36 protein-coding genes are annotated in these 25,495 nt (G+C 57.7%); 34 read left to right on the top strand and 2 right to left on the bottom strand.

What is annotated here, in order from left to right:
• Nucleotides 1-84 precede the first annotated feature (84 nt).
• Nucleotides 85-1,710 (top strand): MutS-related protein, encoded by a 1,626-nt coding sequence (locus ASR47_RS23260; RefSeq protein ID WP_065310162.1) that lies wholly within the window; start codon nucleotides 85-87, stop codon nucleotides 1,708-1,710.
• Nucleotides 1,711-1,925: 215 nt separating this feature from the next.
• Nucleotides 1,926-2,210 carry a hypothetical protein gene (locus ASR47_RS23255; RefSeq protein ID WP_065310161.1) on the top strand — a complete coding sequence of 95 codons (285 nt, stop codon included), beginning with the start codon at nucleotides 1,926-1,928 and terminating at the stop codon, nucleotides 2,208-2,210.
• A gap of 1 nt (nucleotide 2,211) precedes the next feature.
• Here ASR47_RS23255 and ASR47_RS23250 read toward each other — a convergent pair whose 3' ends face one another.
• Nucleotides 2,212-4,074, bottom strand: a complete 1,863-nt coding sequence (locus tag ASR47_RS23250; protein WP_065310160.1) for a phosphoethanolamine transferase — start codon at nucleotides 4,072-4,074, stop codon at nucleotides 2,212-2,214.
• Nucleotides 4,075-4,466: 392 nt separating this feature from the next.
• On the opposite strand from ASR47_RS23250, the gene rpsL reads away from it, so the two are divergent.
• The 5 genes from rpsL (at nucleotide 4,467) to rpsJ (ending at nucleotide 9,570) form a co-directional block, all read left to right on the top strand.
• Nucleotides 4,467-4,850, top strand: coding sequence for a 30S ribosomal protein S12 (rpsL, locus tag ASR47_RS23245; protein ID WP_010394376.1), 384 nt, complete (start codon nucleotides 4,467-4,469; stop codon nucleotides 4,848-4,850).
• Nucleotides 4,851-5,000: 150 nt separating this feature from the next.
• Entirely contained in the window at nucleotides 5,001-5,471 is a 471-nt protein-coding gene (gene rpsG, locus ASR47_RS23240; RefSeq protein ID WP_065310159.1) for a 30S ribosomal protein S7, read from the top strand.
• 108 nt (nucleotides 5,472-5,579) lie between these two features.
• The gene (gene fusA / locus ASR47_RS23235) at nucleotides 5,580-7,685 is read left to right on the top strand and encodes an elongation factor G (protein WP_065310158.1); all 2,106 of its coding nucleotides are present in this window, start codon (nucleotides 5,580-5,582) and stop codon (nucleotides 7,683-7,685) included.
• A gap of 72 nt (nucleotides 7,686-7,757) precedes the next feature.
• On the top strand, nucleotides 7,758-8,948 hold the full coding sequence (tuf, locus tag ASR47_RS23230; RefSeq protein ID WP_065310157.1) for an elongation factor Tu: 1,191 nt from the start codon (nucleotides 7,758-7,760) through the stop codon (nucleotides 8,946-8,948).
• 304 nt (nucleotides 8,949-9,252) lie between these two features.
• The gene (gene rpsJ / locus ASR47_RS23225; protein ID WP_010394389.1) at nucleotides 9,253-9,570 is read left to right on the top strand and encodes a 30S ribosomal protein S10; all 318 of its coding nucleotides are present in this window, start codon (nucleotides 9,253-9,255) and stop codon (nucleotides 9,568-9,570) included.
• A gap of 98 nt (nucleotides 9,571-9,668) precedes the next feature.
• On the opposite strand, the gene ASR47_RS23220 is transcribed toward rpsJ, so the two are convergent.
• Entirely contained in the window at nucleotides 9,669-10,229 is a 561-nt protein-coding gene (locus tag ASR47_RS23220) for a tetratricopeptide repeat protein (protein WP_065310156.1), read from the bottom strand.
• A gap of 196 nt (nucleotides 10,230-10,425) precedes the next feature.
• Between ASR47_RS23220 and creB the strand changes: the two genes are divergently transcribed.
• The 27 genes from creB to rpsM all read left to right on the top strand — a co-directional run bounded on the left by creB (nucleotide 10,426) and on the right by rpsM (nucleotide 25,478).
• Nucleotides 10,426-11,115, top strand: coding sequence for a two-component system response regulator CreB (creB, locus tag ASR47_RS23215; protein ID WP_065310155.1), 690 nt, complete (start codon nucleotides 10,426-10,428; stop codon nucleotides 11,113-11,115).
• 1 nt (nucleotide 11,116) lies between these two features.
• Entirely contained in the window at nucleotides 11,117-12,538 is a 1,422-nt protein-coding gene (gene creC, locus ASR47_RS23210; protein WP_065310154.1) for a two-component system sensor histidine kinase CreC, read from the top strand.
• Between the two features lie 80 nt (nucleotides 12,539-12,618).
• Nucleotides 12,619-14,043 carry a cell envelope integrity protein CreD gene (gene creD / locus ASR47_RS23205; protein ID WP_065310153.1) on the top strand — a complete coding sequence of 475 codons (1,425 nt, stop codon included), beginning with the start codon at nucleotides 12,619-12,621 and terminating at the stop codon, nucleotides 14,041-14,043.
• A 221-nt stretch (nucleotides 14,044-14,264) separates the two neighbouring features.
• A complete protein-coding gene (gene rplC / locus ASR47_RS23200) occupies nucleotides 14,265-14,921 on the top strand; it encodes a 50S ribosomal protein L3 (protein ID WP_065310152.1) in 657 nt (218 codons plus the stop codon).
• 3 nt (nucleotides 14,922-14,924) lie between these two features.
• Nucleotides 14,925-15,545: a 50S ribosomal protein L4 gene (gene rplD, locus ASR47_RS23195; RefSeq protein WP_065310151.1), complete on the top strand. Its 621-nt coding sequence runs from the start codon at nucleotides 14,925-14,927 to the stop codon at nucleotides 15,543-15,545.
• The gene (gene rplW, locus ASR47_RS23190) at nucleotides 15,542-15,859 is read left to right on the top strand and encodes a 50S ribosomal protein L23 (RefSeq protein ID WP_010394398.1); all 318 of its coding nucleotides are present in this window, start codon (nucleotides 15,542-15,544) and stop codon (nucleotides 15,857-15,859) included. The genes rplD and rplW overlap by 4 nt, the downstream gene beginning before the upstream one ends.
• Nucleotides 15,859-16,686 carry a 50S ribosomal protein L2 gene (gene rplB, locus ASR47_RS23185; RefSeq protein WP_065310150.1) on the top strand — a complete coding sequence of 276 codons (828 nt, stop codon included), beginning with the start codon at nucleotides 15,859-15,861 and terminating at the stop codon, nucleotides 16,684-16,686. The genes rplW and rplB overlap by 1 nt, the downstream gene beginning before the upstream one ends.
• Nucleotides 16,687-16,696: 10 nt before the next feature.
• Nucleotides 16,697-16,972 carry a 30S ribosomal protein S19 gene (rpsS, locus tag ASR47_RS23180; RefSeq protein WP_008444295.1) on the top strand — a complete coding sequence of 92 codons (276 nt, stop codon included), beginning with the start codon at nucleotides 16,697-16,699 and terminating at the stop codon, nucleotides 16,970-16,972.
• Complete coding sequence (gene rplV / locus ASR47_RS23175) at nucleotides 16,969-17,301, top strand: 50S ribosomal protein L22 (protein WP_170840583.1); 333 nt, start codon at nucleotides 16,969-16,971, stop codon at nucleotides 17,299-17,301. The genes rpsS and rplV overlap by 4 nt, the downstream gene beginning before the upstream one ends.
• A gap of 9 nt (nucleotides 17,302-17,310) precedes the next feature.
• The gene (gene rpsC / locus ASR47_RS23170) at nucleotides 17,311-18,135 is read left to right on the top strand and encodes a 30S ribosomal protein S3 (protein WP_065310149.1); all 825 of its coding nucleotides are present in this window, start codon (nucleotides 17,311-17,313) and stop codon (nucleotides 18,133-18,135) included.
• Between the two features lie 2 nt (nucleotides 18,136-18,137).
• Complete coding sequence (rplP, locus tag ASR47_RS23165) at nucleotides 18,138-18,557, top strand: 50S ribosomal protein L16 (RefSeq protein WP_010394411.1); 420 nt, start codon at nucleotides 18,138-18,140, stop codon at nucleotides 18,555-18,557.
• Between the two features lie 12 nt (nucleotides 18,558-18,569).
• Nucleotides 18,570-18,761 (top strand): 50S ribosomal protein L29, encoded by a 192-nt coding sequence (gene rpmC, locus ASR47_RS23160; RefSeq protein WP_065310321.1) that lies wholly within the window; start codon nucleotides 18,570-18,572, stop codon nucleotides 18,759-18,761.
• The gene (gene rpsQ, locus ASR47_RS23155) at nucleotides 18,758-19,030 is read left to right on the top strand and encodes a 30S ribosomal protein S17 (RefSeq protein ID WP_065310148.1); all 273 of its coding nucleotides are present in this window, start codon (nucleotides 18,758-18,760) and stop codon (nucleotides 19,028-19,030) included. Before rpmC ends, rpsQ begins: the two co-directional genes overlap by 4 nt.
• 251 nt (nucleotides 19,031-19,281) lie before the next feature.
• On the top strand, nucleotides 19,282-19,650 hold the full coding sequence (gene rplN, locus ASR47_RS23150; protein ID WP_008444317.1) for a 50S ribosomal protein L14: 369 nt from the start codon (nucleotides 19,282-19,284) through the stop codon (nucleotides 19,648-19,650).
• A 9-nt stretch (nucleotides 19,651-19,659) separates the two neighbouring features.
• Nucleotides 19,660-19,974, top strand: a complete 315-nt coding sequence (gene rplX / locus ASR47_RS23145) for a 50S ribosomal protein L24 (RefSeq protein ID WP_065310147.1) — start codon at nucleotides 19,660-19,662, stop codon at nucleotides 19,972-19,974.
• 6 nt (nucleotides 19,975-19,980) lie between these two features.
• The gene (gene rplE, locus ASR47_RS23140) at nucleotides 19,981-20,520 is read left to right on the top strand and encodes a 50S ribosomal protein L5 (RefSeq protein ID WP_010394421.1); all 540 of its coding nucleotides are present in this window, start codon (nucleotides 19,981-19,983) and stop codon (nucleotides 20,518-20,520) included.
• A 2-nt stretch (nucleotides 20,521-20,522) separates the two neighbouring features.
• Nucleotides 20,523-20,828 carry a 30S ribosomal protein S14 gene (gene rpsN / locus ASR47_RS23135; protein WP_010394423.1) on the top strand — a complete coding sequence of 102 codons (306 nt, stop codon included), beginning with the start codon at nucleotides 20,523-20,525 and terminating at the stop codon, nucleotides 20,826-20,828.
• 14 nt (nucleotides 20,829-20,842) lie between these two features.
• Nucleotides 20,843-21,238, top strand: coding sequence for a 30S ribosomal protein S8 (gene rpsH / locus ASR47_RS23130; RefSeq protein WP_065310146.1), 396 nt, complete (start codon nucleotides 20,843-20,845; stop codon nucleotides 21,236-21,238).
• 10 nt (nucleotides 21,239-21,248) lie between these two features.
• On the top strand, nucleotides 21,249-21,782 hold the full coding sequence (gene rplF, locus ASR47_RS23125; RefSeq protein WP_065310145.1) for a 50S ribosomal protein L6: 534 nt from the start codon (nucleotides 21,249-21,251) through the stop codon (nucleotides 21,780-21,782).
• Nucleotides 21,783-21,795: 13 nt separating this feature from the next.
• On the top strand, nucleotides 21,796-22,158 hold the full coding sequence (gene rplR / locus ASR47_RS23120) for a 50S ribosomal protein L18 (protein WP_010394431.1): 363 nt from the start codon (nucleotides 21,796-21,798) through the stop codon (nucleotides 22,156-22,158).
• Between the two features lie 9 nt (nucleotides 22,159-22,167).
• A complete protein-coding gene (gene rpsE / locus ASR47_RS23115; RefSeq protein WP_010394433.1) occupies nucleotides 22,168-22,686 on the top strand; it encodes a 30S ribosomal protein S5 in 519 nt (172 codons plus the stop codon).
• Between the two features lie 10 nt (nucleotides 22,687-22,696).
• Nucleotides 22,697-22,876: a 50S ribosomal protein L30 gene (rpmD, locus tag ASR47_RS26695; protein ID WP_010394435.1), complete on the top strand. Its 180-nt coding sequence runs from the start codon at nucleotides 22,697-22,699 to the stop codon at nucleotides 22,874-22,876.
• A 30-nt stretch (nucleotides 22,877-22,906) separates the two neighbouring features.
• Nucleotides 22,907-23,338 carry a 50S ribosomal protein L15 gene (rplO, locus tag ASR47_RS23110; protein ID WP_034753211.1) on the top strand — a complete coding sequence of 144 codons (432 nt, stop codon included), beginning with the start codon at nucleotides 22,907-22,909 and terminating at the stop codon, nucleotides 23,336-23,338.
• Nucleotides 23,339-23,370: 32 nt separating this feature from the next.
• A complete protein-coding gene (gene secY, locus ASR47_RS23105) occupies nucleotides 23,371-24,705 on the top strand; it encodes a preprotein translocase subunit SecY (RefSeq protein WP_065310144.1) in 1,335 nt (444 codons plus the stop codon).
• Nucleotides 24,706-24,723: 18 nt separating this feature from the next.
• Complete coding sequence (gene infA / locus ASR47_RS23100) at nucleotides 24,724-24,942, top strand: translation initiation factor IF-1 (protein ID WP_005663428.1); 219 nt, start codon at nucleotides 24,724-24,726, stop codon at nucleotides 24,940-24,942.
• Nucleotides 24,943-24,984: 42 nt separating this feature from the next.
• The gene (rpmJ, locus tag ASR47_RS26690; protein ID WP_010394471.1) at nucleotides 24,985-25,098 is read left to right on the top strand and encodes a 50S ribosomal protein L36; all 114 of its coding nucleotides are present in this window, start codon (nucleotides 24,985-24,987) and stop codon (nucleotides 25,096-25,098) included.
• 14 nt (nucleotides 25,099-25,112) lie between these two features.
• The gene (gene rpsM, locus ASR47_RS26685; RefSeq protein WP_046681666.1) at nucleotides 25,113-25,478 is read left to right on the top strand and encodes a 30S ribosomal protein S13; all 366 of its coding nucleotides are present in this window, start codon (nucleotides 25,113-25,115) and stop codon (nucleotides 25,476-25,478) included.
• Nucleotides 25,479-25,495: the final 17 nt, after the last annotated feature.

The following is a 25,495-nucleotide window of genomic DNA, read 5'->3' as shown; positions in this document are numbered from 1 at the left end:
TGCCAGCTTGATAATCCTGCCATCGTCCTGATATTGTCTTGTGATGAAGAGCGGCGCCGCAGCTCGCATCCCACCTGGAGCATCATGACACTGCCCGACAAGAAGCCTGCTTTCCCGATCCGCCTGCGCGGCTGGCTGCGCCAGCTGGCCAGCCTGCCCGCACCGCCGGAATGCGATTATCCGTTTGCGCGCAGCGATATCGCCATGCTGGCCACGCTGGAAGGCGGCTCGGCGCTGATCGATGCGCAAACCTGGGATGAAATGCTGCTCGACGCCTACAGCGCATCGCTGGCGGAACAAACCAGCATCTTCGGCCAGCAGCGCCTGCATCAGCGGCTGGCCGGTGGCACCGCCGATCCGGCCTCGGCCGAACGCGTGCGCGCCTTGCTGGACGCGCCGGACGCCATGCTGCGTTTGCAGCAGGCCATGCACGGCCTGCGCAGCGTTGACATGGAAGTGAGCGCGCCCCTGTTTGGCCAGCCGATCGCCTCGCCGCCGTGGTGGCGCCGCCTGCTGCCGTTGCCGCCGCTGGCGCTGCTGCTGTCGCTGGCGGCGGCGCTGCTGTTCGCGCCGCTGGCCTGGTTCGGCGTGCTGGCCGCATGGGCGATATTGATGGTAGTGCAGGTGCAGTTTCATGAGCGCTGCAAGCACTGGCAGCGCAGCGTGCGCAGCTTGCAGCAATTGCTGCTGGCGCATGAGCGCCTGGGAGCGCTCGATACGCCGTTTACGCAAGGATGGCAGGCGGAGGCGCGCCAGTCAGGCCGCCTGCACCGGCAGTTGGTGCCGATGCGCTGGCTCAAGCTGATACCGCTGCTGTCCGAATACGAGGACTGGTTCGTGCTCGGCGATGTGCGGCGTTATTTCCGCAGCCGCCTGGTGCTGCTGCGCCAGCGCGACTTCTTCCGCGCCAGTTTTTTGCGGGTGGCCGATCTGGAAGCCGACCTGGCGCTGGCGCGCCACTTGCGGGCCAGCGGGCAGTTCTGCTGGGCGCAGGCGGCGCCCGGCGATGCGCTTCATCTGCGGCTCGAACAGGTGCGCCATCCGCTGCTGCCGGCGGCGCTGCCGCTGTCGCTGAACCTGGACGGACGGGGCGCTTTTGTCTCGGGCCAGAACGGCATCGGCAAAAGCACACTGCTGCGCACCCTGGGCCTCAACCTGGTGTGCGCACGCGCCTTCGGCTTTTGCCATGCGCAGTCAGCCCATGTGCCGCTGCTGCCGCTGTATTCGAGCATGCAGAGCGAAGACTCGCTGGCCGGCGGCGAAAGTCTTTATCTGGCCGAACTGCGCCGCGCGCGCGAACTGCTGGCGCTGGCCGATGGTGCCGAACCTGCGCTGTTCATCATCGACGAGATCTTCCGCGGCACCAATCACCTCGAATCGATCTCGGCCGCCGCCGCCGTGCTGCACACCCTGGCGGCGCGCCACCTGGTCATCGTGTCTTCGCACAACCTGGTGCTCGCGCCGCTGCTGGAGGACTGCCTGGCGCCGTGGTGCGTACGGCGCGGCGCTGGTGCGGGCTTGCTGCTGGCGCCCGGCGTATTGCAGGCAACCAACGGCATCGCGCTGCTGGCCGAGCGCGGTTTTGGCAGCGCCATCGAAGACAAGGCGGGCAGGGTGTTCGGCTGGCTCAGCAGCCATATGGCGCAGCCGGCCGATTGCAGCGGCGTGCTGCACGAAGCGTCGGGCGACGAAAATGTATTGACATTGTAAAGGCGTGAACTATGCATACCTGCATGCATCCTCTTCGACCAATTGGCAGAGCAGGTAGTTGGTATTGGCGTTAAGTCAGCGTCTTTTCTTAACCCAAAAGCAAGATCCGGGATCGCACCCTCAGGGTCCGACCCCGGCATTTTCGCCGTTCGGGCTGAGTGCGAAATGCTTAGATAGCTTAACTTGATGACTTCAGGAGCAGGAGGAAATGCACTATGTTGTCTGAACGCTTGAAAACCCGGCTGGCGAAAGACCGTCCCATGACGTCGATCACCTTGCGCATCCCGGTCGACGTGGTCGACGCGATGAAAGAGATCGCCCCGCTGCGCGGCTTTGCCGGCTACCAGACCTTGCTCAAGTCCTGCCTGAACGAAGGCCTGCGCCGCGACGAGGCGCAGTTTGCGCAGGGCTCGACGGCGCGCCTGATCGAGGCCCTGAAAAAACGCGGCGTGCCCGAGGCGCTGCTGCGCGACGCCGAACCCGAGTCGGCCGCCGCATAGCTTATTTCTCCTGCTTTCGCGGCGTGCTCTTGTCGATCACTTCGCGGCAGTCGCCGCGCAGGGTGGCGTTGTCGTAGTTGGTCCAGCCGTAGCTGTCGACATAGCGCTTGTGCTGCCTGAAGCGGGGATTGGCGATGCTCCACTCGGGCTGTTCGCCGGCGTAGCGGATGTCGCCCATGTCGAGCAGGGTGTGGAACATGTTCTCGGTCGACAGTTTCGACTGTCGGTGGCGGCGCACCTGCTTTACCTTGTCCGGGTAGCGCAGCGCGAATTGCGGCGAATACCAGACAAACGACGGCACGTGGAATTCGAACTGCGTGTTGTGGCCGTGGAAGGCCAGGCGGCAGCTGCCGTCGTACAGCGTCTGGCCGTGGTCGGATACGTACAAGAGCGAGCTGCGCAGCGCCGTGCGCTCGCCGCCGTCCTTCAGCATGCCGATCACGCTGGATAAGAACCAGTCGGTGTACAGGATCGAGCTGTCGTAGCTGTTGTTGAGCTGCGGCTTGATGGCCGTGTCGGTGTAGACGGGCTTGTCGACGCCGAACAGCGACGGTTGCCACTTGTCGAACTGTTTCGGGTAGCGCTGGCTGTAGTTCCAGTGGCTGCCCAGGGTGTGCAGCACGATCAGTTTTTTCGGCGCCGGGTCGGCCAGCGCGTTCTTCAGCGGGTCGAGCAGTATCTGGTCGAAGTTCGAGCTGTTGGTAAAGCCGCCCAGGTTCAGGAACTGCACCACGTCGGCCTCTTTGGCAAACACGGACACGGGCGTGTCGAACTTGCCGAACGAGATCTGGTTCGACAGCCAGTAGGTCTTGAAGCCGGCTTCCTTGTAGGCGGACAAAAACGATTTTTCCGAAAAGCCGGCCTTCAGGCTTTCCGTGGCTTTTTTGCGCGATACGATCACCGGCACTGACAAGCGCGTCGCCGAGACGGCCGTGATGACGTCGGCCAGCGGCACCAGGTTGTCTTCCTGCTTGAGCAGGGGATTGGTTTCGCGCGCGTAGCCGTTCAGGCTCCAGCGGTCGTAGCGCGACGATTCGCCGATCACCATCACCACCACTTCCGGCTGGGTGTCCGGCGCCTGCTGGTGGGCGCCGAAAGTAAAGTTGTTGTTTTTCTTGCCCAGTTCGGCCAGATACTGGCGTTCCTTGTAAAAATCGACGCCGCGCGCCATCAGGCCGAAGGGCCAGGAGCCGCTGACGGTGGCAACGCTGTACGGCAGGCGCATCCAGTGCGGCAGGCTGGGCCAGTCCAGCCCGGTTTCCCCGGCGCCCTCGATGCCGGCCACCTCGGCTTCGCCGCTGTCGCTGGCACTGGCGCTGGCGGACGCGGTGCTGGCTGCCGGCGTGCTGGCGTCAAAGCCGAATTCCTGGCCATACAGCCAGCCCGCGCCCAGCAGCAACAGCAGCACCAACACGATGGGCCGGCTCTTGCCGCGCCAGTGCAGGCTGCGCGTGCGCGTGGCCGCATGCCAGCTTGCCGCGTACCACACGAGCACGGCCAGCATTACGGCGCCCATCAGCCATACTTTCTGGCCCAGGAACTCCATCGCTTCCTTGGGGCTGGTCTCGAAGATGATGCCCAGGTGGTGCGTGGAGATGCCCTGGCCGTAGAACACGAACAGGTAGATCTCGGTCGGCAGCGCCAGAAAGGCCGGTATCAGCAGCCAGTGAAAATACGCCGGGCGCTGGAAAATGCTCCACACGGCCAGCCAGGCTAGCAGCTCGAAGCCCAGCAACTGCCACGGATGCTCGGGCGTGCGTCCCAGCAGCACCGGCAGGAAGGGCACGGCCGTGAGCAGGGCGTAGGTCAGCAGCAGGAAGGCGTTGGCCAGGCTGGTGCCGGCAGGGCGAAACAAGGAGCGCATAAGGAGTGGCGGCGGGGCGGCGGCGAAAAAATGTTCGCTATTATCATTCCTTTTGCCATCTTGCGGTCGTTCAACACAGCGCTTGGCATTACGGCGCCATCGGTGCCTGCAATGGAAAAATTGGCGTAAATGCCACGATCGCCTGTTTACTTTGCTCTTTTTTATAGCAAAAAGCCGTAAACTGATTGACCCCCCGTAACACTAGGTCTAAACTAGCGAGTTCTCGATTTTATTCTGCACATCGTTTACGTGTTGCCTGGCATTTTCTGGCCGCTCCTTGTCGAGTGGCTGCGGGCGCCTGCGGTGTGGAACGATAAAAGCGGGACGAGGTTTTAGTCGCCGGGCAGCAATGTCCGGGTTATTAATCGTAGTTTTTTGTTGGATTTATAACGATGCCAACCATCAATCAATTGATTCGCAATCCACGCGTCGCCTTGACCGTGAAGAGCAAATCGCCGGCGCTGGAAAACAGCCCGCAAAAACGTGGCGTTTGCACACGTGTTTACACCACGACGCCAAAAAAGCCTAACTCGGCTCTGCGTAAAGTCGCCAAAGTGCGTCTGACCAACGGTTTCGAAGTCATTTCGTACATCGGCGGTGAAGGCCACAACCTGCAAGAGCACAGCGTTGTTCTGCTGCGCGGCGGTCGTGTAAAAGATTTGCCAGGTGTTCGTTACCACATGGTTCGCGGTGCTCTGGATACCCAAGGCGTCAAAGACCGTAAGCAATCGCGTTCGAAATACGGTACCAAGCGCGCTAAAGCAGGCAAGAAGTAATAGTTGTAGCAGCAAACCCAAGTTTCGCTCAGTGGCAACTAACTAAGTGAATGTAGTCGACCGCATCTGGTCGAGTAAGTGGGTGACTATGATGGTCGTCCGCGAGTGTGCGAAGAACGCGCGCTCAACTGAAGATTGAAAGGAATTGATATGCCACGTCGTCGTGAAGTACCCAAGCGCGAAATTTTGCCAGATCCAAAATTCGGCAACACTGATGTCGCCAAATTCGTGAACGTGTTGATGCTGTCCGGTAAAAAATCGGTTGCAGAAAACATCATCTACGGTGCTTTCGAGCACATCGCAGCAAAATCGGGTAAAGATCCACTCGAAGTTTTTGTTACCGCAATCAACAACGCCAAGCCGCTCGTTGAGGTGAAATCCCGTCGCGTCGGTGGTGCAAACTACCAGGTGCCGGTCGAAGTTCGCCCAGTGCGTCGTATGGCTCTGTCCATGCGTTGGTTGCGCGAAGCTGCTAACAAGCGCAGCGAAAAATCGATGCCACAACGCCTCGGCGGTGAGCTGATGGAAGCGGCTGAAAGCCGCGGCGGCGCGATGAAAAAACGCGACGAAGTCCATCGCATGGCTGAAGCGAACAAAGCGTTCTCGCATTTCCGCTTCTAATAAAAAGCCAGCTTCCGCAAGGCGGCTGTCAAGTATCTGTTGTTCGAGGCCGGGCTCATTTTTGCAAAAAAATGCTGCTCGGTTTTGTCCATTCATTTAGGATTAAATATGGCCCGCAAGACCCCCATTGAGCGCTACCGCAATATCGGTATCTCCGCTCACATCGATGCAGGTAAGACGACCACCACCGAACGCGTGCTGTTCTACACGGGCGTCAATCACAAGATTGGCGAAGTGCATGATGGCGCCGCCACCATGGACTGGATGGAGCAAGAGCAAGAGCGCGGCATCACGATTACCTCGGCAGCGACCACCTGCTTCTGGAAAGGGATGGCTAACAATTTCCCTGAGCACCACATCAACATCATCGACACCCCGGGCCACGTTGACTTCACGATTGAAGTTGAACGCTCGATGCGCGTGTTGGATGGCGCCTGCATGGTTTACTGTGCGGTCGGCGGTGTGCAGCCACAATCGGAAACGGTATGGCGCCAGGCTAACAAGTACAAAGTGCCACGTCTGGCCTTCGTGAACAAGATGGACCGTACCGGCGCCAACTTCTTCAAGGTCTACGAGCAGATGCGTGCCCGCCTGAAAGCCAACCCGATTCCTCTGCAGATTCCTATCGGCGCCGAAGAGAACTTCCTGGGCGTGGTCGATCTGGTCAAGATGAAAGCGATCTTTTGGGACGACGCGTCGCAAGGCATGAAGTTCGACTACCGTGATATCCCTGCGGAGCTGGCTGATCAAGCCGCCGAGTGGCGCGAGAAGATGGTCGAAGCCGCTGCCGAAGCATCCGAAGAGCTGATGAACAAGTACCTGGAAGAAGGCGACCTGTCGGAAGCTGAAATCAAGGCTGCTTTGCGCACGCGTACGCTGGCATCGGAAATCGTTCCAATGATGTGCGGCACCGCCTTTAAAAACAAGGGCGTGCAAGCCATGCTGGACGGCGTGATCGAATACCTGCCATCGCCACTGGACATCAAGCCAGTGCAAGGCATGGATGAAGATGACCAGCCGATCTTCCGTAAAGCCGACGACAACGAGAAATTCGCTGCGCTGGCATTCAAGATCATGACCGACCCGTTCGTCGGCCAGCTGATTTTCTTCCGCGTCTATTCGGGCACGATCAAGTCGGGCGACACCGTCTACAATCCGATCAAGAACAAGAAAGAACGTCTTGGCCGTATTTTGCAGATGCATGCGAACCAGCGCGAAGAAATCAAGGAAGTGCACGCCGGCGATATCGCCGCAGCGGTGGGCCTGAAAGATGCAACCACGGGCGAAACCCTGTGCGATCCATCGGCCATCATCACCCTGGAAAAAATGGTTTTCCCTGAGCCAGTGATCTCGCAGGCCGTCGAGCCTAAGACCAAGGCTGACCAGGAAAAAATGGGCCTGGCGCTGAACCGCCTGGCACAGGAAGATCCTTCGTTCCGCGTGAAAACCGATGAAGAATCGGGCCAGACCATCATCGGTGGTATGGGCGAGTTGCACCTGGAAATTATCGTTGACCGCATGAAACGTGAATTCAACGTTGAAGCGACTGTCGGCAAGCCACAAGTGGCTTACCGCGAAACGATCCGCAAAACTTGCGAAGAGTCGGAAGGCAAATTCGTCAAGCAATCGGGTGGTCGTGGTCAATACGGTCACGTGGTTCTGAAGATCGAACCGCAAGAACCAGGCAAGGGTTTCGAATTCGTTGACGCGATCAAGGGCGGTACCGTTCCTCGCGAATACATCCCTGCAGTTGAAAAAGGTGTGCGCGACACGCTGACTTCGGGCGTGATGGCTGGCTACCCGGTCGTTGACGTCAAGGTCACGCTGTTCTTCGGTTCCTACCATGATGTCGACTCGAACGAAAATGCATTCCGCATGGCCGCTTCGATGGCATTCAAAGATGGCTGCCGCAAAGCATCGCCAGTCATCCTGGAGCCGATGATGTCGGTGGAAGTGGAAACGCCGGAAGACTACGCCGGTACCGTGATGGGCGATCTGTCGTCGCGTCGCGGCATGGTGCAAGGTATGGACGAGATTGCTGGCGGTGGCGGCAAGATCATCAAGGCCGAAGTACCACTGTCGGAAATGTTCGGCTACTCGACCTCGCTGCGCTCCGCAACGCAAGGCCGTGCGACTTACTCGATGGAATTCAAGCACTATTCGGAAGCTCCGAAACACGTGACTGAAGCAATCGTAAGCTCGAAAGCTAAGTAATTGTTGTGCCGGACCGGCTTTCACGAGAATGCCGGTCCCTACATTTAAATCATTGTTCTAAGGAAGAATAAAATGGCAAAAGGTAAATTCGAACGGACCAAGCCGCACGTCAACGTCGGCACCATCGGCCACGTCGACCACGGTAAAACCACGCTGACCGCTGCAATCGCAACGGTTCTGTCGAAGAAATTCGGCGGCGAAGCCAAAGCATACGACCAGATCGATGCGGCTCCAGAAGAAAAAGCACGCGGCATTACCATCAATACCGCCCACGTCGAGTACGAAACGGCTTCGCGTCACTACGCGCACGTTGACTGCCCAGGCCACGCCGATTACATCAAGAACATGATTACCGGCGCAGCCCAGATGGACGGCGCGATCCTGGTGTGCTCGGCAGCTGACGGCCCAATGCCACAGACCCGCGAACACATCCTGCTGGCCCGCCAGGTTGGCGTTCCATACATCATCGTGTTCCTGAACAAGTGCGACCTGGTCGACGACGCGGAACTGCTGGAACTGGTTGAAATGGAAGTGCGCGAGCTGTTGTCGAAATATGAATTCCCAGGCGACGACGTGCCTATCATCAAAGGTTCGGCCCGTATGGCGCTGGAAGGCAAAGAAGGCGAAATGGGCGTTGACGCAGTGCTGCGTCTGGCCGATGCCCTCGATTCCTACATCCCAACCCCAGAGCGCGCTGTTGACGGTGCATTCCTGATGCCAGTGGAAGACGTGTTCTCGATCTCGGGTCGCGGTACCGTTGTGACCGGTCGTATCGAACGCGGCATCATCAAGGTCGGCGAAGAGATCGAAATCGTCGGCATCATCGATACCGTCAAAACGACTTGCACCGGCGTGGAAATGTTCCGCAAACTGCTGGACCAGGGTCAAGCAGGCGACAACGTTGGTCTGCTGCTGCGCGGCACCAAGCGTGAAGACGTGCAACGTGGTCAAGTGCTGGCAAAGCCAGGCTCGATCAAGCCGCACAACCACTTCACCGGCGAGATCTATGTGCTGTCGAAAGACGAAGGCGGCCGTCACACGCCATTCTTCAACAACTATCGTCCACAGTTCTACTTCCGTACGACGGACGTGACCGGTTCGATCGAGTTGCCAGCAGACAAAGAAATGGTCATGCCAGGCGATAACGTGTCGATCACCGTCAAGCTGATCAACCCGATCGCGATGGAAGAAGGCCTGCGCTTCGCTATCCGTGAAGGCGGCCGTACCGTCGGCGCCGGCGTGGTTGCAAAAATCCTGGCTTAATTCTTAAGCCTGCATGAGGACGCCGATTAAAACCTGCTGCGCGTCGGTATTTGCGGCCTGCGATGCTCACTGTACCTCCGTACAGTTGCGCTTCTCAGCCACAACTACCTTCCGCTCGCTACGGTTTTGTTCGGCGTTGTAAAAGAAGACGCGTCGTCGCCCGGCGCCCTTCTTTTTATTCAACTGCCGGGGTAGGCAAGCATTTTGGTGCTATCATGTCGACCCTGACGGTTGTTGTGTCAAAAATTCCCGCATTACCTCATTGCCGTGCAGACCGCGCGGTTCGTTCTTTTAAGGAAATATCATGTCGGCACCAAACCAGAAAATCCGTATCCGCCTGAAGGCTTTCGATTACAAACTGATCGACCAGTCCGCTCTGGAAATCGTTGAAACCGCGAAGCGCACCGGCGCTGTCGTCAAAGGCCCAGTACCACTGCCTACCCGTATTCAGCGTTTCGATGTGCTGCGTTCCCCGCACGTCAACAAAACTTCGCGCGATCAGTTCGAGATCCGTACGCACCAACGCCTGATGGACATCGTTGACCCAACGGACAAAACCGTTGACGCACTGATGAAGCTGGATCTGCCAGCTGGTGTTGATGTCGAAATCAAACTGCAATAATCGATTTCACGATGGTGGCCAGGGTATCCTGGCCGCCACATTGTAAAAACCGGGCCCGTTCGTGATCGAACCAGCCCGGTTTTTTTATGCGCGCCAGCTTATTTCAAGGTGGCGGCCGTTTCCATGAAGCGCTTGCCCAGCGCCGCCTGCTCTGCGCCTTGCAGCTGCCTGGCGTACTGGCGCAGCACCTCGGCCGAGTAGGTGCGCGAGGTGTCGGACATCTTGTGCAGCAGCGGCAGCGAGCGTTCCAGGTAGGCGCTGCCCTCCTGCCATTTGCCTTGCGCCGACAGCGCCGAGGCCAGTTCCACCAGGCGCCGGCCAATGCGCGCGTCGCTGCGCGGCAGGGCCGCTTCTTCGGTCGCCAGCGCCTGCTTGTACAGCGTTTCGGCTTCCACATGCTTGCCCAGCAAACGCTTGATGCGGCCCAGGTTGTACTGGCGCTGCGACAGCAGTTCGTCTTTCGCGCCGGCCTTGACGGCGCTGTCGAGCGCCTGCTTGCACGCCAGTTCCGCTTCGGCCAGCTGGCCCTTGAGCTCGGCCGCATTGCAGGCCTCGTTCTGCACGCCGGAGGCGGCGACGGCAGGGGCGGTATCGGGGGTGCTTGCGCAGGCGGCCAGCAGGCTGGCGGCGCATAACAGGCTGACGGTGGATGTCTTCATGATTTCCTCGTACGGGCGGTGGACACGGGTGCATCTCTTGGGAAGGATTTGATGAATATACTATAACTAATTTACTGTAAGCATTTTTTTGCGGACTTGTGCGCGCTGGCCAACACTGGACTGGAGACGGGCACAATTGACGCTGCTTGTCCGCTTCGGGGATACTCCGTGTTTCCTCATTGACCACGGCGCCACCATGACCCGCACCATCCTGATTGTCGAAGATGAACAGGCGATCGCCGACAGCATCGCCTATGCGCTGCGCACCGATGGTTTCACGCCGCGCCACGTGATGCTTGGCGAGCAGGCGCTGGCCGTCCTGCGCAGTGCCGACGCGCCGCAGCTGGTGGTGCTCGATATCGGCCTGCCCGACATGAGCGGCCTGGAAGCGTGCCGCCGGCTGCGCCAGTTTTCCGACGTGCCGGTGATTTTCCTCACCGCCCGCAGCGATGAAATCGACCGCATCGTCGGCCTGGAAATCGGCGCCGACGATTACGTCACCAAGCCGTTCTCGCCGCGCGAACTGGTGGCGCGCATCCGCGTCATCCTGCGCCGCGCCGGCGTGGCGCAGCCGCCGCCAACGGCGCCCGCCGATGCCGCGCGCTTCGAACTGCGCGCCCTCGAAGCGCGCGTGCTGTTCCATGGCCAGCCGCTGGAGCTGACCCGCTACGAGTACCTGCTGCTCAAAAACCTGCTCGAGCATCCCGGCCACGTGCTGTCGCGCGCGCAGCTGATGGAGCGCGTCTGGAGCGGCGCGCCAGATACGTTGGAGCGCACGGTCGACGCCCATGTCAAATCGCTGCGCGCCAAGCTGCGCGCCATCGATGCGGACATCGATCCGATCCAGACCCACCGTGGCCTGGGCTACAGCCTGGCGCTGGCCTGACATGAAGATCGGCCTGCGCATCCTGTGCGGCTACTTCCTGGTGGTCGGCCTGGCGGCCTGGTTCCTGCTCAATGTGTTCATGGAGCAGGTCAAGCCCGGCGTGCGCTCGACCCTGGAAGACACCCTGGTCGACACCTCGCAGCTGCTGGCCGCGCTGGTGGCGAGCGATATCCGCGACGGCAAGCTGGACGACTCCATCGTGCTGCGGCGCATGCAGCACTATGCGCAGCGCGCCATCGACGTCAATATCAACGGCGTGCGCAAGCGTTCGCTCGACTACCGCATCACGATCACCGACCGCCATGGCCTGGTACTGTTCGATTCGACCGGGCGCGATGTCGGGCGCGACTACTCGCGCTGGAACGACGTGTACCTGACCTTGCAGGGCAAGTACGGCGCGCGCAGCACGCGCTCCGACCCTGACGACGAGATGTCGACCGTAATGCACGTGGCCGCGCCGATACGCGACGCCGGCGAGATCGTCGGCGTGCTGACGGTGGCCAAGCCGAACGCCAGCGTGCAGGCCTTCGTCGAGCGCAGCCAGCGCATCATTCTGCAGCGCGGCGCAATCCTGCTGCTGCTGTCGCTGCTGATCGGCCTGGCCTTTGCGTGGTGGTTGCACCAGGCGCTGGGCAAGCTGATGGCGTATATCGGCGCGGTGGAGGCGGGCCGCAAGGCGACGCTGCCGCCGCTCGGCAACAGCGAGATCGGCATCCTGGGCCGGGCACTGGACGCGATGCGCACGCGGCTCGAAGGCAAGGAGTATGTCGAGCAGCTGATGCATACGCTGACACACGAATTGAAAAGCCCGATCGCCGCCATCCAGGCCTCGGCCGAGCTGCTGCAGGAAGACATGCCGGCCGAGGAGCGGTCGCGCTTCCTTGGCAGTATCCTGGAACAGAACGCGCGCCAGCGGCAGCTGATCGACAAGCTGCTGGCCCTGGTGCGGGTGGAAAAGCAGCAGCGCCTCGATGCGCCCGAGCCGATCGCGGTGGCGCCGCTGCTGGCGCAGGTGGCGCAGGATGCGGCCGCCTCGCTGGCGGCGCGCGGCGTGCAGCTGAAGGTTCAAGCCATCGATGCGCAGGTGCCCGGCGACGCCTTGCTGCTGCGCCAGGCGCTGGGCAACCTGCTGGAAAACGCCATCGGCTTCGCGCCGCAGGGCAGCCGCATCGACCTGCGGGCCGCCACCAGCGGGCAGGGCATCGCCATCAGCGTGCGCGACCGCGGCGAGGGCATCCCGCCGTATGCGCAAGAGCGCGTGTTCGAACGCTTTTATTCCCTGCCGCGTCCTTCCTCCGGCAAGAGCACCGGCCTGGGCCTGCCGTTCGTGCGCGAGGTGGCCCTGCTGCATGGCGGCACGGCGCAGGTGGGCAACCACGACGAGGGCGGCGCGCTGGCGCGGCTGTGGCTGCCACTCGCTTAAATATTTCTCTGCTTCACACGCAACGCATCGTCAGCGCATACGGGTTTTCTAGACTGGCCTCCTTACCATTCGGAGGCACCATGCAAAAAACATTGTTGATCAAGGCGCTGATCGTGTTCGGCCTGATGCTGCTGATCGGCCTGCCGCTGTTGATGATCCAGGAGACCATCAAGGAGCGCATGCAGTTTCGCCAGGAAGCGGTCGACAGCATCGCCGCCGATTCCGTGCGCGAGCAAACCCTCATCGGACCCATCCTGGTGATACCCTATGTGGAGCAGTACGACGAGCGGGTCGATATCCCCGTCGACAAGGAGGTGAAAGGCGCTGCGCCGGCGCGCACCGAAGTACAGCGCCGCGTGATGCAGCGCCGCTTGCTGGTGTACCCGAACAACCTGCTGCAGGAAGGCACCATCGAGACCGATCGCCGCTACCGCGGCATCCACCAGGTGCTGGTCTACAGCGGCCAGCATGCCTTCAAGGGCGACTTCACGATACCGAGCCTGGAGCAGTTGCCGCGCAAGGTGCCGGACGCGCGCATCAGCGCTGGCCAGCCCTTCGTTGCGCTGTCGATCGAGGACGTGCGCGGCATCCGCAATATCCCGAAAATCGACTGGGGCGGGCGCCAGATCGAATTCGAGCAGGGCACCGACCTGTTTGCCTTCCGCAGCGGCCTGCACGCGCCGCTCGGCGCGATGCCCCTGGCCGCGCCGCAGCAGGTGAAATTCAGCTTCGAGCTGGGCCTCGATGGCATCGAACGCCAGCATTTCGTGCCGGTGGCCAAGAACACCCAGGTCGTGCTCAAGTCGAACTGGCCGCATCCGCAGTTTGGCGGGCGCTTCCTGCCGTCGCCGAAACACCGCCAGATCGACGCCAGCGGTTTCGTGGTGGAGTGGGGCATCTCGGCGCTGGCCTCCGACGCGCAGCGCCAGATCTCCGCCATCGAAGCCGAATTCAAAGTGCCCGACCATGCGCCGCTGGGCCAGGTCGACCGTTTCAGCGTGGGCTTCATCGAGCCGGTCAACGTGTATTCGCAGTCGGACCGCGCCACCAAGTATGGCCTGCTGTTTGTGGCGCTGACGTTTGCCGCCTTCCTGATCTTCGAGATCCTGAAAAGCCTGCCGATCCATCCGGTGCAGTACTTGCTGGTGGGGCTGGCCCTGGTGATCTTCTTCCTGCTGCTGGTCGGCCTGGCCGAGCATATCGCCTTCTGGATGGCCTACGTGATTGCCAGTGCGGCCTGTATCGTGCTGACCAGTTTTTACCTCACCTACGTGCTCCGGAGCGCGGCCAGGGCGATCGGCTTCGGCGTGGCATTGACGATGCTGTACGGCGCCCTGTATGGCCTCTTGAACTCGGAGAGCAATGCGCTGGTGATGGGCAGCATCCTGCTGTTTGCCGTGCTGGCCGCCGTGATGGTGGTGACGCGCAAGGTCGACTGGTACCAGGTGGGCAAGAGCAACACTTTGCCGGCTGGAAACCCGCATGAACAGTTGAAAGACGCTTGAAAAGCGGTCGATCTGTGGTACCTTGACGCTCCTTCGCGGCCATGCCGGCAACTTGCCGCGAAGCGCACAACAACACTTTGACATACCTCGTGTTAACTTGTTGCGTCAAGGGTTTTTGTGCTATATACTAGCCGGCTTCGGTATGGATTCGTCCTTTTTGAGTCCTACGTTATTTGTAGTTAAACAAGCCCCGCCCAATCGCAGGTGGGAATGGAGAAAAAATGAGCCTAGGCCTTCTCGGTCGCAAGGTTGGTATGATGCGCATTTTCACGGACGAAGGGGATTCGATTCCTGTCACCGTGCTGGACGTATCGAACAACCGTGTTGCGCAAATCAAAACCCCTGAAACAGATGGTTACTTCGCTGTTCAGGTCGCATTCGGTCAACGTCGCGCTTCCCGCGTGACCAAAGCTGTTGCTGGTCATCATGCTAAAGCTGGCGTTGAAGCCGGTACTCTGTTGAAAGAGTTCCGCGTTGATGCTGCTAAAGCCGCCGAATTGAAAGCTGGCGATGTCGTCGCCGCTTCCCTGTTCGAAGTCGGTCAAAAGATCGACGTGCAAGGCGTTACCATCGGTAAAGGCTATGCAGGCGTTATCAAACGTTACCACTTCGCTTCTGGCCGTGCAACGCACGGTAACTCGCGTTCGCACAACGTTCCAGGTTCCATCGGTATGGCGCAAGATCCAGGTCGTGTTTTCCCTGGTAAGCGCATGACCGGTCATCTGGGTGACGTTAACCGTACGATCCAGAACCTCGTGATCGCCCGTATCGATGCCGACCGTCAGCTGCTGCTGGTCAAAGGCGCGATTCCAGGCGCGAAAAATGGCCAGGTAGTTGTCTCGCCAGCCATCAAAACCAAAGCCAAGAAGGGAGCTTAAACGATGGAACTCAAGCTTCTGAATGCGCAAGGTCAAGCCGGCTCCAATGTCGTCGCTGCTGATGAAATTTTCGGCCGTGATTACAACGAAGCGCTGATCCACCAAGTCGTGATCGCTTATCAGGCGAATGCACGTAGCGGTAACCGCAAGCAAAAAGACCGTGAAGAAGTTCACCACACGACGAAAAAGCCATGGCGCCAAAAAGGTACCGGCCGCGCTCGTGCTGGTATGTCGTCGTCGCCACTGTGGCGCGGCGGTGGTCGGATTTTCCCGAACTCGCCTGACGAAAACTTCACCCACAAAGTGAACAAAAAAATGTATCGCGCAGGTGTCTGCTCGATCCTGTCGCAGCTGGCTCGCGAAGAGCGCCTGATCGTCATCGACGATCTGACGATCGACGCGCCAAAAACCAAGCTGCTGTCGCAAAAATTGAACGGCCTGGGCTTTGATTCGGTTCTGATCATCACCGACGTTCTGAACGAAAACCTGGAACTGGCATCGCGCAACCTGCCGAACGTACTCGTCGTCGAGCCACGTCACGCAGACCCGATGTCCCTGGTGTTCTACAAGAAGATCCTGGTCACCAAAGCTGCACTGGCCAAGATTGAGGAGATGCTGGCATGAGCGCGATTTTGAAACATAGCGAAGAACGCTTGATGAAGGTGCTGTTGGCGCCCGTGATTTCCGAAAAGGCCACCATGGTCGCGGAAAAGAACGAGCAAATTGTATTCCGCGTACTGCCGGATGCAACCAAGCCTGAAATCAAGGCAGCAGTCGAACTGCTGTTCAAGGTCGAAGTGCTGTCCGTGCAAACTGCAAACCGCGAAGGCAAGCAGAAGCGCACCGGCAAGTTCAACGGCCGTCGTAATCATACCAAGCGTGCTTTCGTGTGCCTGAAGCCTGGCCAGGAAATCAACTTCTCCGAGGAGGCTGCATAATGGCACTCGTTAAGATGAAACCAACCTCGCCAGGCCGTCGCGGCATGGTAAAGGTGGTGAACCCGGACCTGTACAAAGGTCGTCCGTTCGCTGCCCTGGTTGAAAAGAAATCCAAGACCGCTGGTCGTAACAACAACGGTCACATCACCACCCGTCATATCGGTGGTGGTCACAAGCAACACTATCGCCTGATCGACTTCAAGCGCACCAAAGATGGTATTCCAGCGAAAGTGGAACGTATCGAATACGATCCAAACCGCACCGCGAATATCGCTCTGCTGTGCTACGCCGACGGCGAGCGTCATTACATCATCGCAACCAAAGGCATGTCCGTTGGCGACAGCGTGATGAACGGTTCGGAAGCACCGATCAAATCGGGTAACTGCTTGCCAATCCGTAACATCCCGGTCGGTACCGTGATGCATTGCGTCGAAATGCTGCCAGGTAAAGGTGCCCAGATGGCCCGTACCGCCGGCGCCGGCGTCGTGCTGATGGCCCGTGAAGGTACTTACGCTCAAGTGCGCCTGCGCTCGGGTGAAGTACGTCGCGTGCACATCGAGTGCCGTGCAACCGTGGGCGAAGTCGGCAATGCCGAACACAGCCTGCGTAAAATCGGTAAAGCTGGTGCGATGCGCTGGCGCGGTGTTCGTCCTACCGTTCGCGGTGTGGTCATGAACCCGGTCGATCACCCGCACGGTGGTGGTGAAGGTAAAACAGCAGCTGGTCGTCATCCAGTTTCGCCTTGGGGCCAACAGACTAAAGGTAAGAAGACACGCAGCAACAAGCGTACTACTTCCATGATCGTCTCGCGCCGCGGCAAGAAATAAGGGGTAGCACATGACACGTTCATTGAAAAAAGGGCCGTTCTGTGACGCCCACCTGGTGAAAAAAGTTGAAGCCGCGCAAGCTGCCAAAGACAAAAAGCCAATCAAAACCTGGTCGCGTCGTTCGACAATCATGCCTGACTTTATCGGCCTGACGATCGCGGTTCATAACGGCAAGCTGCACGTGCCGGTGTATGTTTCCGAAAACATGGTTGGTCACAAGCTCGGCGAATTCGCACTGACCCGTACGTTCAAGGGTCATGCAGCTGACAAAAAGGCTAAGAAATAATGGAAACCAAAGCTATCCTCAAAGGTGTGCGCCTGTCCGACCAAAAAGGTCGCCTGGTTGCTGACCTGATCCGTGGCAAGAAAGTTGACGCAGCACTCAACATCTTGCAATTCAGCCCGAAAAAAGGTGCTGCGATCATCAAGCGTGTTCTGGAATCGGCAATCGCCAATGCGGAACACAATGACGGCGCGGACATCGACGAATTGTTCGTGAAAACGATCTACGTCGAAAAGGGCCCGGTCCTGAAGCGCTTCACCGCGCGTGCAAAAGGCCGTGGCGACCGTATTTCGAAACAATCCTGTCACGTTTACGTGACTGTCGGTAACTAAGGAGCCACGATGGGTCAGAAAATTCATCCAACCGGTTTCCGTCTGGCGGTCACCCGTAACTGGGCTTCGCGCTGGTATGCAGGCAACGGCAATTTCGCTGCCATGCTGAACGAAGACTTGAAAGCACGTGCTTACCTGAAAAAGAAACTGAAGAACGCTTCGGTTGGCCGCATCGTTATCGAGCGTCCTGCCAAGAACGCGCGCTTCACGATCTACAGCTCGCGTCCAGGCGTGGTCATTGGTAAAAAAGGCGAAGACATCGAAGTACTGAAGTCCGCTTTGACCAAGATCATGGGCGTACCTGTTCACGTGAACATCGAAGAAATTCGCAAGCCTGAAATCGACTCGCAACTGATCGCCGATTCGATCTCGCAGCAGCTGGAAAAACGGATCATGTTCCGCCGCGCCATGAAGCGTGCAATGCAAAATGCAATGCGCCTGGGTGCACTCGGTATCAAGATCATGTCGTCCGGCCGTCTGAACGGTATCGAAATCGCACGTAAGGAATGGTACCGCGAAGGCCGCGTGCCTCTGCATACCCTGCGCGCCGATATCGACTACGGTACCAGCGAAGCGCTGACCACCTACGGCATCATCGGTGTCAAGGTGTGGGTATACAAAGGTGACCGCGCGCCTAACGGCGATGCACCAGTCATCGATACCCCAGCTGACGAGAAGAAGAGCCGCGGTCCACGCCGTGACGATGGCAAGCCAGCTGGCCGCCCACGTCCAGCAGGCGCCGGTGCGAAACCATCCACAGCACCAGGTGCACGTGTGCGTACCGCCGCTAAACCGGCCGCCGCCGCAGCACCAGCTGAGAAAGCAGGAGAATAATCATGCTGCAACCAGCACGCAGAAAGTATCGTAAAGAGCAGAAAGGCCGTAACACCGGTATTTCGCACAGCCGCGGCACCGCCGTGTCGTTTGGCGAATTCGGTCTGAAGGCAGTTGCGCGCGGTCGTATCACTGCACGTCAAATTGAAGCGGCGCGTCGTGCAATGACGCGTCACATCAAGCGCGGTGGCCGTATCTGGATCCGTATTTTCCCGGACAAACCGATTTCGAACAAACCGGCCGAAGTCCGTATGGGTAACGGTAAAGGTAATCCTGAGTACTACGTCGCTGAAATTCAGCCAGGCAAAGTACTGTACGAAATGGATGGCGTTGATGAAGCGCTGGCACGGGAAGCCTTCCGTCTTGCCGCCTCTAAACTGCCACTGGCGACGACGTTTGTCATTCGCCAAGTCGGCCAATAATTGGAGTTGAATATGAAAGCAACTGAACTCCGCGGCAAAGACCAGGCAGCTCTGCAAAAAGAGCTGAATGACTTGTTGAAGGCACAGTTCGGCCTGCGCATGCAAATCGCTACGCAGCAGCTGAGCAACACTTCGCAGCTCAAGAAGGTACGCCGCGATATCGCGCGTGTGAAGACGGTAATGAATCTGAAGGAAGCCAAATGAACGAACCAGTGAAACAGTCGCTCAAGCGCACGCTGATCGGTAAAGTGGTATCCGACAAGATGGACAAGACCGTTACCGTTCTGATCGAGCGCCACGTAAAACATCCTTTGTATGGCAAGATCATCATGCGTTCGAACAAGTATCACGCGCATGACGAAACCAACCAGGTCAAAGCCGGTGACACGGTAGAGATCCAGGAAGGTCGTCCGATCTCCAAAACGAAGGCATGGACGGTGACACGTGTGGTTCAAGCCGCACCCATCGTTTAAATAAAATCCACCGTTTCGGCGGTGGTTTTTAATTAGTACTTGCAGGCCCGCAAATTGTATGTAATACTTGCGGGCTTCGTTCATGTAACGCCGCAAAGTGTCTGGCCACAGACATAGCTCCGCGGTCAGTTGATGTATGAAGGTCATGCACCCAAACAGTGAAGCCCAGCAGGGCGGCTCTGGCGGGACCAAGACTGACCGCGGGTCTACATTGTGTGGATTCTTCGGCTTAAGTTGGGAAAGAGAATACTATGATTCAAACTGAAAGCCGGCTCGAAGTGGCTGACAATACCGGTGCCAAGGAAGTAATGTGCATCAAGGTATTGGGTGGCTCCAAGCGCCGTTATGCTGGCATTGGCGATGTGATCAAGGTAACCGTCAAGGTTGCTGCGCCACGTGGCCGTGTCAAAAAAGGTGAAATTTATAACGCCGTGGTTGTGCGCACCGCTAAAGGTGTTCGCCGCCAAGACGGTTCCCTGGTGAAGTTCGACGGCAACGCCGCCGTTCTGTTGAACGCCAAGCTGGAACCGATCGGTACCCGTATTTTTGGACCTGTCACGCGCGAACTGCGCACTGAGAAGTTCATGAAAATCGTGTCCCTGGCACCGGAAGTCCTGTAAGGAGTCGTAATGGATAAGATTCGTAAAAACGACGAAGTCATCGTTCTGACCGGGAAAGACAAGGGCAAACGTGGTGTGGTGCAGCAACGTATCGATGCTGAACATATCGTGGTTGATGGCATCAACGTCGCTAAAAAAGCGACCAAGCCAAACCCGATGACTGGCGTAACTGGTGGTATCGTCGACAAGACCATGCCAATTCACGTGTCCAACGTTGCATTGTTCAATGCAGCGACTGGCAAGGCAGATCGCGTGGGTTTCAAAGAAGTGGACGGCAAGAAAGTCCGCATCTTTAAATCCTCCGGCGAAGTAGTGAAGGCTTAAGAAATCATGGCACGTCTCCAAGAATTCTATAAAGAAAAAGTCGTTGCCGACCTGACCAGCAAGTTTGGTTACAAGTCGGTAATGGAAGTTCCACGCCTGACCAAGATCACCCTGAACATGGGTGTTGGTGAGGCTATCGCGGATAAAAAAGTTCTCGAGCACGCAGTTGCCGACTTGACCAAGATTGCTGGCCAGAAGCCAGTAACCACCAAGTCCCGCAAAGCGATCGCAGGCTTCAAAATCCGTGAAGGTTACCCGATCGGTACGATGGTCACCCTGCGCGGCGCTCGCATGTACGAGTTCCTGGATCGCTTCATTACCGTGGCTCTGCCGCGCGTACGCGATTTCCGTGGTGTGAACGGTCGTGCATTCGACGGTCGTGGCAACTACAACATCGGTGTCAAGGAACAGATCATTTTCCCTGAAATCGAATACGACAAGATTGACGCGTTGCGCGGTATGAATATCAGCATCACGACAACCGCTAAGACCGATGACGAAGCCAAAGCTTTGCTCGCCGCCTTTAAATTCCCTTTCAGGAACTGATCATGGCCAAACTGTCACTGATTAATCGTGAGATCAAGCGTGCTGACCTGGTGGCGAAATTCGCCCCTAAGCGCGAAGCTCTCAAGGCCATCGTCGATGACCAATCGAAATCGGAAGAAGAGCGCTACGAAGCTCGCCTGAAATTGCAGGCGCTGCCACGTAACTCGAACCCGACGCGTCAACGTAACCGTTGCGCCATCACTGGTCGTCCGCGCGGCACATTCCGTAAATTCGGTCTGGGTCGTATCAAGCTCCGTGAATTCGCCATGCGTGGTGAAATTCCGGGTATGACTAAAGCAAGCTGGTAATAGGAGAATATGCAATGAGTATGAGCGATCCTATCGCCGATATGCTGACCCGCATTCGTAACGCCCAGGGCGTGCAAAAAACGACCGTGGCCATGCCATCGTCGAAAGTCAAAATTGCGATTGCCAACGTCCTGAAGGACGAGGGTTACATTGAAGATTTCGCTGTTGCCGAAGCTGGTGGCAAGGCGGAACTGAAGATCGGTTTGAAGTATTATGTTGGCCGTCCTGTCATCGAGCGCCTCGAGCGCGTGTCCCGTCCGGGCCTGCGCGTCTACAAAGGCAAAGATGACATTCCTGTCGTGATGAATGGCTTGGGTGTGGCGATCGTGTCGACTCCGCAAGGCGTCATGACTGACCGCAAAGCACGCGCTACCGGTGTCGGCGGCGAAGTTATTTGCTACGTGGCTTAAGGAGTTACACATGTCTCGAGTAGCTAAAATGCCTATCGTTGTGCCAGCTGGCGCTGAAGTCGCCATCTCCGCACAAGCGATCACCGTAAAAGGCCCACTGGGCGTGCTTTCCCAGGCCCTGACCGGCCAGGTTAAAGTAGAAAACAATGCAGGAACCCTGAGTTTCGACGTGGCGAACGACAGCCGCGAAGCCAATGCCATGTCCGGCACGCTGCGCGCACTGGTCAACAACATGGTCGTTGGCGTCACCAAGGGTTTCGAGAAAAAGCTGAACCTGGTAGGCGTGGGTTACAAGGCGCAAGCACAAGGCGACAAGCTGAATCTGTCCCTGGGCTTCTCGCACCCTGTAGTGCATGACATGCCAGCCGGCGTTACCTGCGCAACACCAACCCCGACCGAGATCCTGATCAAGGGTATCGACCGTCAACAGGTTGGCCAGGTAGCCGCTGAAGTTCGTGCTTACCGCTCCCCTGAGCCTTATAAAGGCAAGGGCGTTCGCTATGCGGACGAAGTGGTCAAGCTTAAAGAAACCAAGAAGAAGTAATTAGGGGCTGACGATGGATAAGAAAGAATCACGGCTTCGCCGCGGACGCCAAACCCGCATCAAGATTGCGGAATTGAAAGTAAATCGCTTGTCGGTGCATCGCACCAACCTGCACATTTACGCCAACCTGATCAGCCCGGACGCTAAAGTCCTGGTTTCGGCCTCGACGGCTGAAGCGGAAGTTCGCGCTGAACTGGCAGGCCAATCCGGCAAAGGCGGCAATGCCGCTGCTGCAGCCTTGATCGGCAAGCGCGTCGCTGAAAAAGCGTTGAAAGCAGGGATTACCGAAGTTGCGTTTGACCGCTCCGGTTTCCGTTACCACGGCCGTGTGAAAGCGTTGGCAGAAGCCGCACGCGAAGCCGGTCTGAAGTTCTAAGGATCAATCATGGCAAAAATGCAAGCAAAAATGCAAAGCGACAAGCCGGATGATGGCATGCGCGAAAAAATGATCGCGATCAACCGCGTGACCAAAGTGGTCAAGGGTGGTCGTATCATGGGTTTCGCCGCGCTGACCGTAGTTGGTGATGGCGATGGCCGCGTCGGCATGGGCAAGGGCAAATCGAAAGAAGTGCCAGTTGGCGTGCAAAAAGCAATGGAAGAAGCTCGCCGCAACCTGATCAAAGTGCCGCTCAAAAACGGTACCTTGCATCACACGGTAGTCGGTCGTCACGGCGCGTCGAAGGTTCTGATGAACCCGGCCAAGCCTGGTACCGGCGTGATCGCTGGTGGCGCAATGCGCGCGATCTTCGAAGTAATGGGCGTGACGGACGTGGTGGCGAAATCCACCGGTTCGAACAACCCTTACAACCTGGTGCGCGCTACGCTGGACGGCCTGTCGAAAATGAGTACTGCTTCCGATATCGCTGCCAAACGCGGCAAGTCGGTTGAAGACATTCTGGCTTAAGGTGGACAAAATGACAAACACAGTCAAAGTGCAATTGGTCAAGGGCTTGATCGGTACGCGCGAATCGCATCGCGCTACCGTGCGCGGTCTGGGTCTGCGTCGTGTAAATTCGGTTTCCGAACTGCAAGACACCCCATCCGTACGCGGCATGATCAATAAAGTATCGTATCTCGTTAAAGTTGTCGGGTAAGCCTTCGGGCTTACACGAACGGAGCAAATCATGGAATTGAATACTATTGCACCAGCCGAAGGCGCCAAGCACTACAAGCGTCGCGTCGGTCGCGGTATCGGCTCCGGCCTGGGTAAAACCTCGGGTCGTGGTCACAAAGGTCAGAAATCGCGTTCGGGCGGCTTTCATAAAGTCGGTTTCGAAGGCGGTCAGATGCCTCTGCAACGCCGTCTGCCTAAGCGCGGTTTCAAATCGATGCACGCAACCTTCAAAGCTGAAGTGCGCCTGTCCGATCTGAACAACCTGGCTGTTGGCGATGTCGACATTCTGGTCTTGAAGCAAGCTGGCGTCCTGGGCGTGTTGGCCCGTGACGTGCGCGTGATCTTGTCCGGCGAAATCACCAAAGCGGTGAATTTGAAGGGCTTGAAAGTGTCCGCTGGCGCGAAAGCCGCCATCGAAGCAGCCGGCGGCTCGGTAGCCTGAGTTGACCGCTAACAGCTTGATCGGAGCGAAAATTGGCGACTAATCCACAACTTGCTAAAAGTGCAGCGGCCGGTTTCCCTTGGGGACGGCTCTGGTTTTTGCTTGGCGCATTGGTGGTTTATCGTATCGGTGCTCACGTCCCGGTTCCCGGGATTGACCCGACACAATTAGCCTCGCTGTTCAAGGAGCACGAAGGCGGCGTCCTGGGCATGTTCAACATGTTCTCGGGCGGTGCCTTGTCTCGTTTTACAGTGTTTGCGCTGGGTATCATGCCTTACATCTCGGCCTCGATCATCATGCAATTGCTGTCGATCGTGTCACCGCAGATGGAAGCGTTGAAAAAAGAAGGCGAAGCAGGCCGTCGCAAGATCACCCAGTACACCCGGTATTTCACGGTGGCACTGGCTCTGTTTCAAGCGTTGGGTATTGCAGTCGCACTGGAGTCGCAACCTGGTCTGGTGTTGGAACCTGGGCTTGCATTCCGCTTCGTGACGGTCGTCACTTTGTTGACCGGAACAATGTTTTTGATGTGGTTGGGTGAGCAGATTACCGAGCGTGGCTTGGGTAACGGCATCTCGATCATCATTTTTGCCGGTATTGCAGCAGGTCTGCCTTCCGCACTGGGTGGTTTGTTCAGCCTGGTATCGAATGGTTCGATCGGCAGCTTGGGCGCGATCTTCATCGTGCTGCTGGTAGCCCTGGTAACGTTCTTCGTGGTGTTTGTCGAACGCGGTCAGCGCAAAATATTGGTCAATTACGCGAAGCGCCAGGTAGGCAACAAGATTTATGGCGGTCAAACCAGCCATTTGCCGTTGAAGCTGAACATGGCCGGCGTGATCCCGCCGATCTTTGCTTCTTCGATCATCTTGTTTCCGGCCACTATCGTGGACTGGTTTTCAAAGGGCGCCGACAACGCTAACCCTGCGGTGCGGTTCTTGAAAGATTTGGCAGCATCGATGGGGCCTGGTGAGCCTATCCATGCGCTGTTGTACGCAGTGGCCATCGTGTTTTTCTGTTTCTTCTATACGGCGCTGGTATTCAACAGCAAGGAAACAGCGGATAACTTGAAGAAAAGCGGTGCGTTCATTCCCGGGATTCGTCCAGGCGAGCAGACAGCCCGTTACATCGACAAGATCCTGACACGCTTGACACTTGCCGGCGCAGTCTACATCACCCTGGTGTGTTTATTGCCGGAATTTATGCAAGCCCAGTGGAAAGTACCATTCTATTTCGGCGGTACTTCTTTATTGATTATTGTAGTTGTCACCATGGATTTCATGGCGCAAGTACAGAACTACGTGATGTCGCAGCAATATGATTCACTGCTGCGCAAAGCAAATTTCAAGGGCGGAATTCCGACGCGTTAAGCGCGGTAAACATACCGAATGGCAAAAGACGACGTCATACAGATGCAGGGCGAGATTCTTGAGAATCTCCCAAATGCAACATTTCGAGTGAAGCTGGAGAACGGACACGTGGTGCTCGGGCATATTTCAGGTAAAATGCGGATGAACTATATTCGCATTCTCCCTGGAGACAAGGTGACGGTGGAGTTGACGCCGTATGACCTGAGCCGAGCCCGCATTGTGTTCCGTACCAAGTAACACAGTGAATCAAACCAAAGAAGCGAAAGAAAGAGCCCCAAAATGAAAGTTCTCGCATCAGTCAAGCGGATCTGCCGCAACTGCAAGATCATCAAGCGCAAAGGCGTAGTCCGCGTAATCTGCGTGGAACCACGTCACAAGCAGCGTCAAGGTTAATCGAGGAATAACAAATGGCACGTATTGCAGGGGTTAATATCCCAAATCATCAGCATACCGTTATCGGCCTGACAGCCATCTACGGTGTTGGCCGTCCACGCGCAGAGAAAATCTGTGCATCGACCGGTGTAGCAACCAACAAAAAGATCAAAGATCTGGATGACAGCGAACTGGAAAAACTGCGCGATGAAGTAGGTAAATTCATCGTCGAAGGCGATCTGCGTCGTGAACTGTCCATGAACATCAAGCGTTTGATGGATCTGGGCTGCTACCGCGGCATGCGTCATCGCAAGGGTCTGCCTTGCCGTGGCCAGCGTACGCGTACGAACGCACGTACCCGCAAGGGACCGCGTAAAGCCGCTCAATCGCTGAAAAAATAATCCGCTAGGGAATAATT

This window comes from Janthinobacterium psychrotolerans (assembly GCF_001677885.1).
Taxonomy (GTDB): domain Bacteria; phylum Pseudomonadota; class Gammaproteobacteria; order Burkholderiales; family Burkholderiaceae_D; genus Janthinobacterium; species Janthinobacterium psychrotolerans.
The sequence above is the reverse complement of the archived record's forward strand: the minus strand, read 5'-3'. Positions and strand labels throughout refer to the sequence as shown.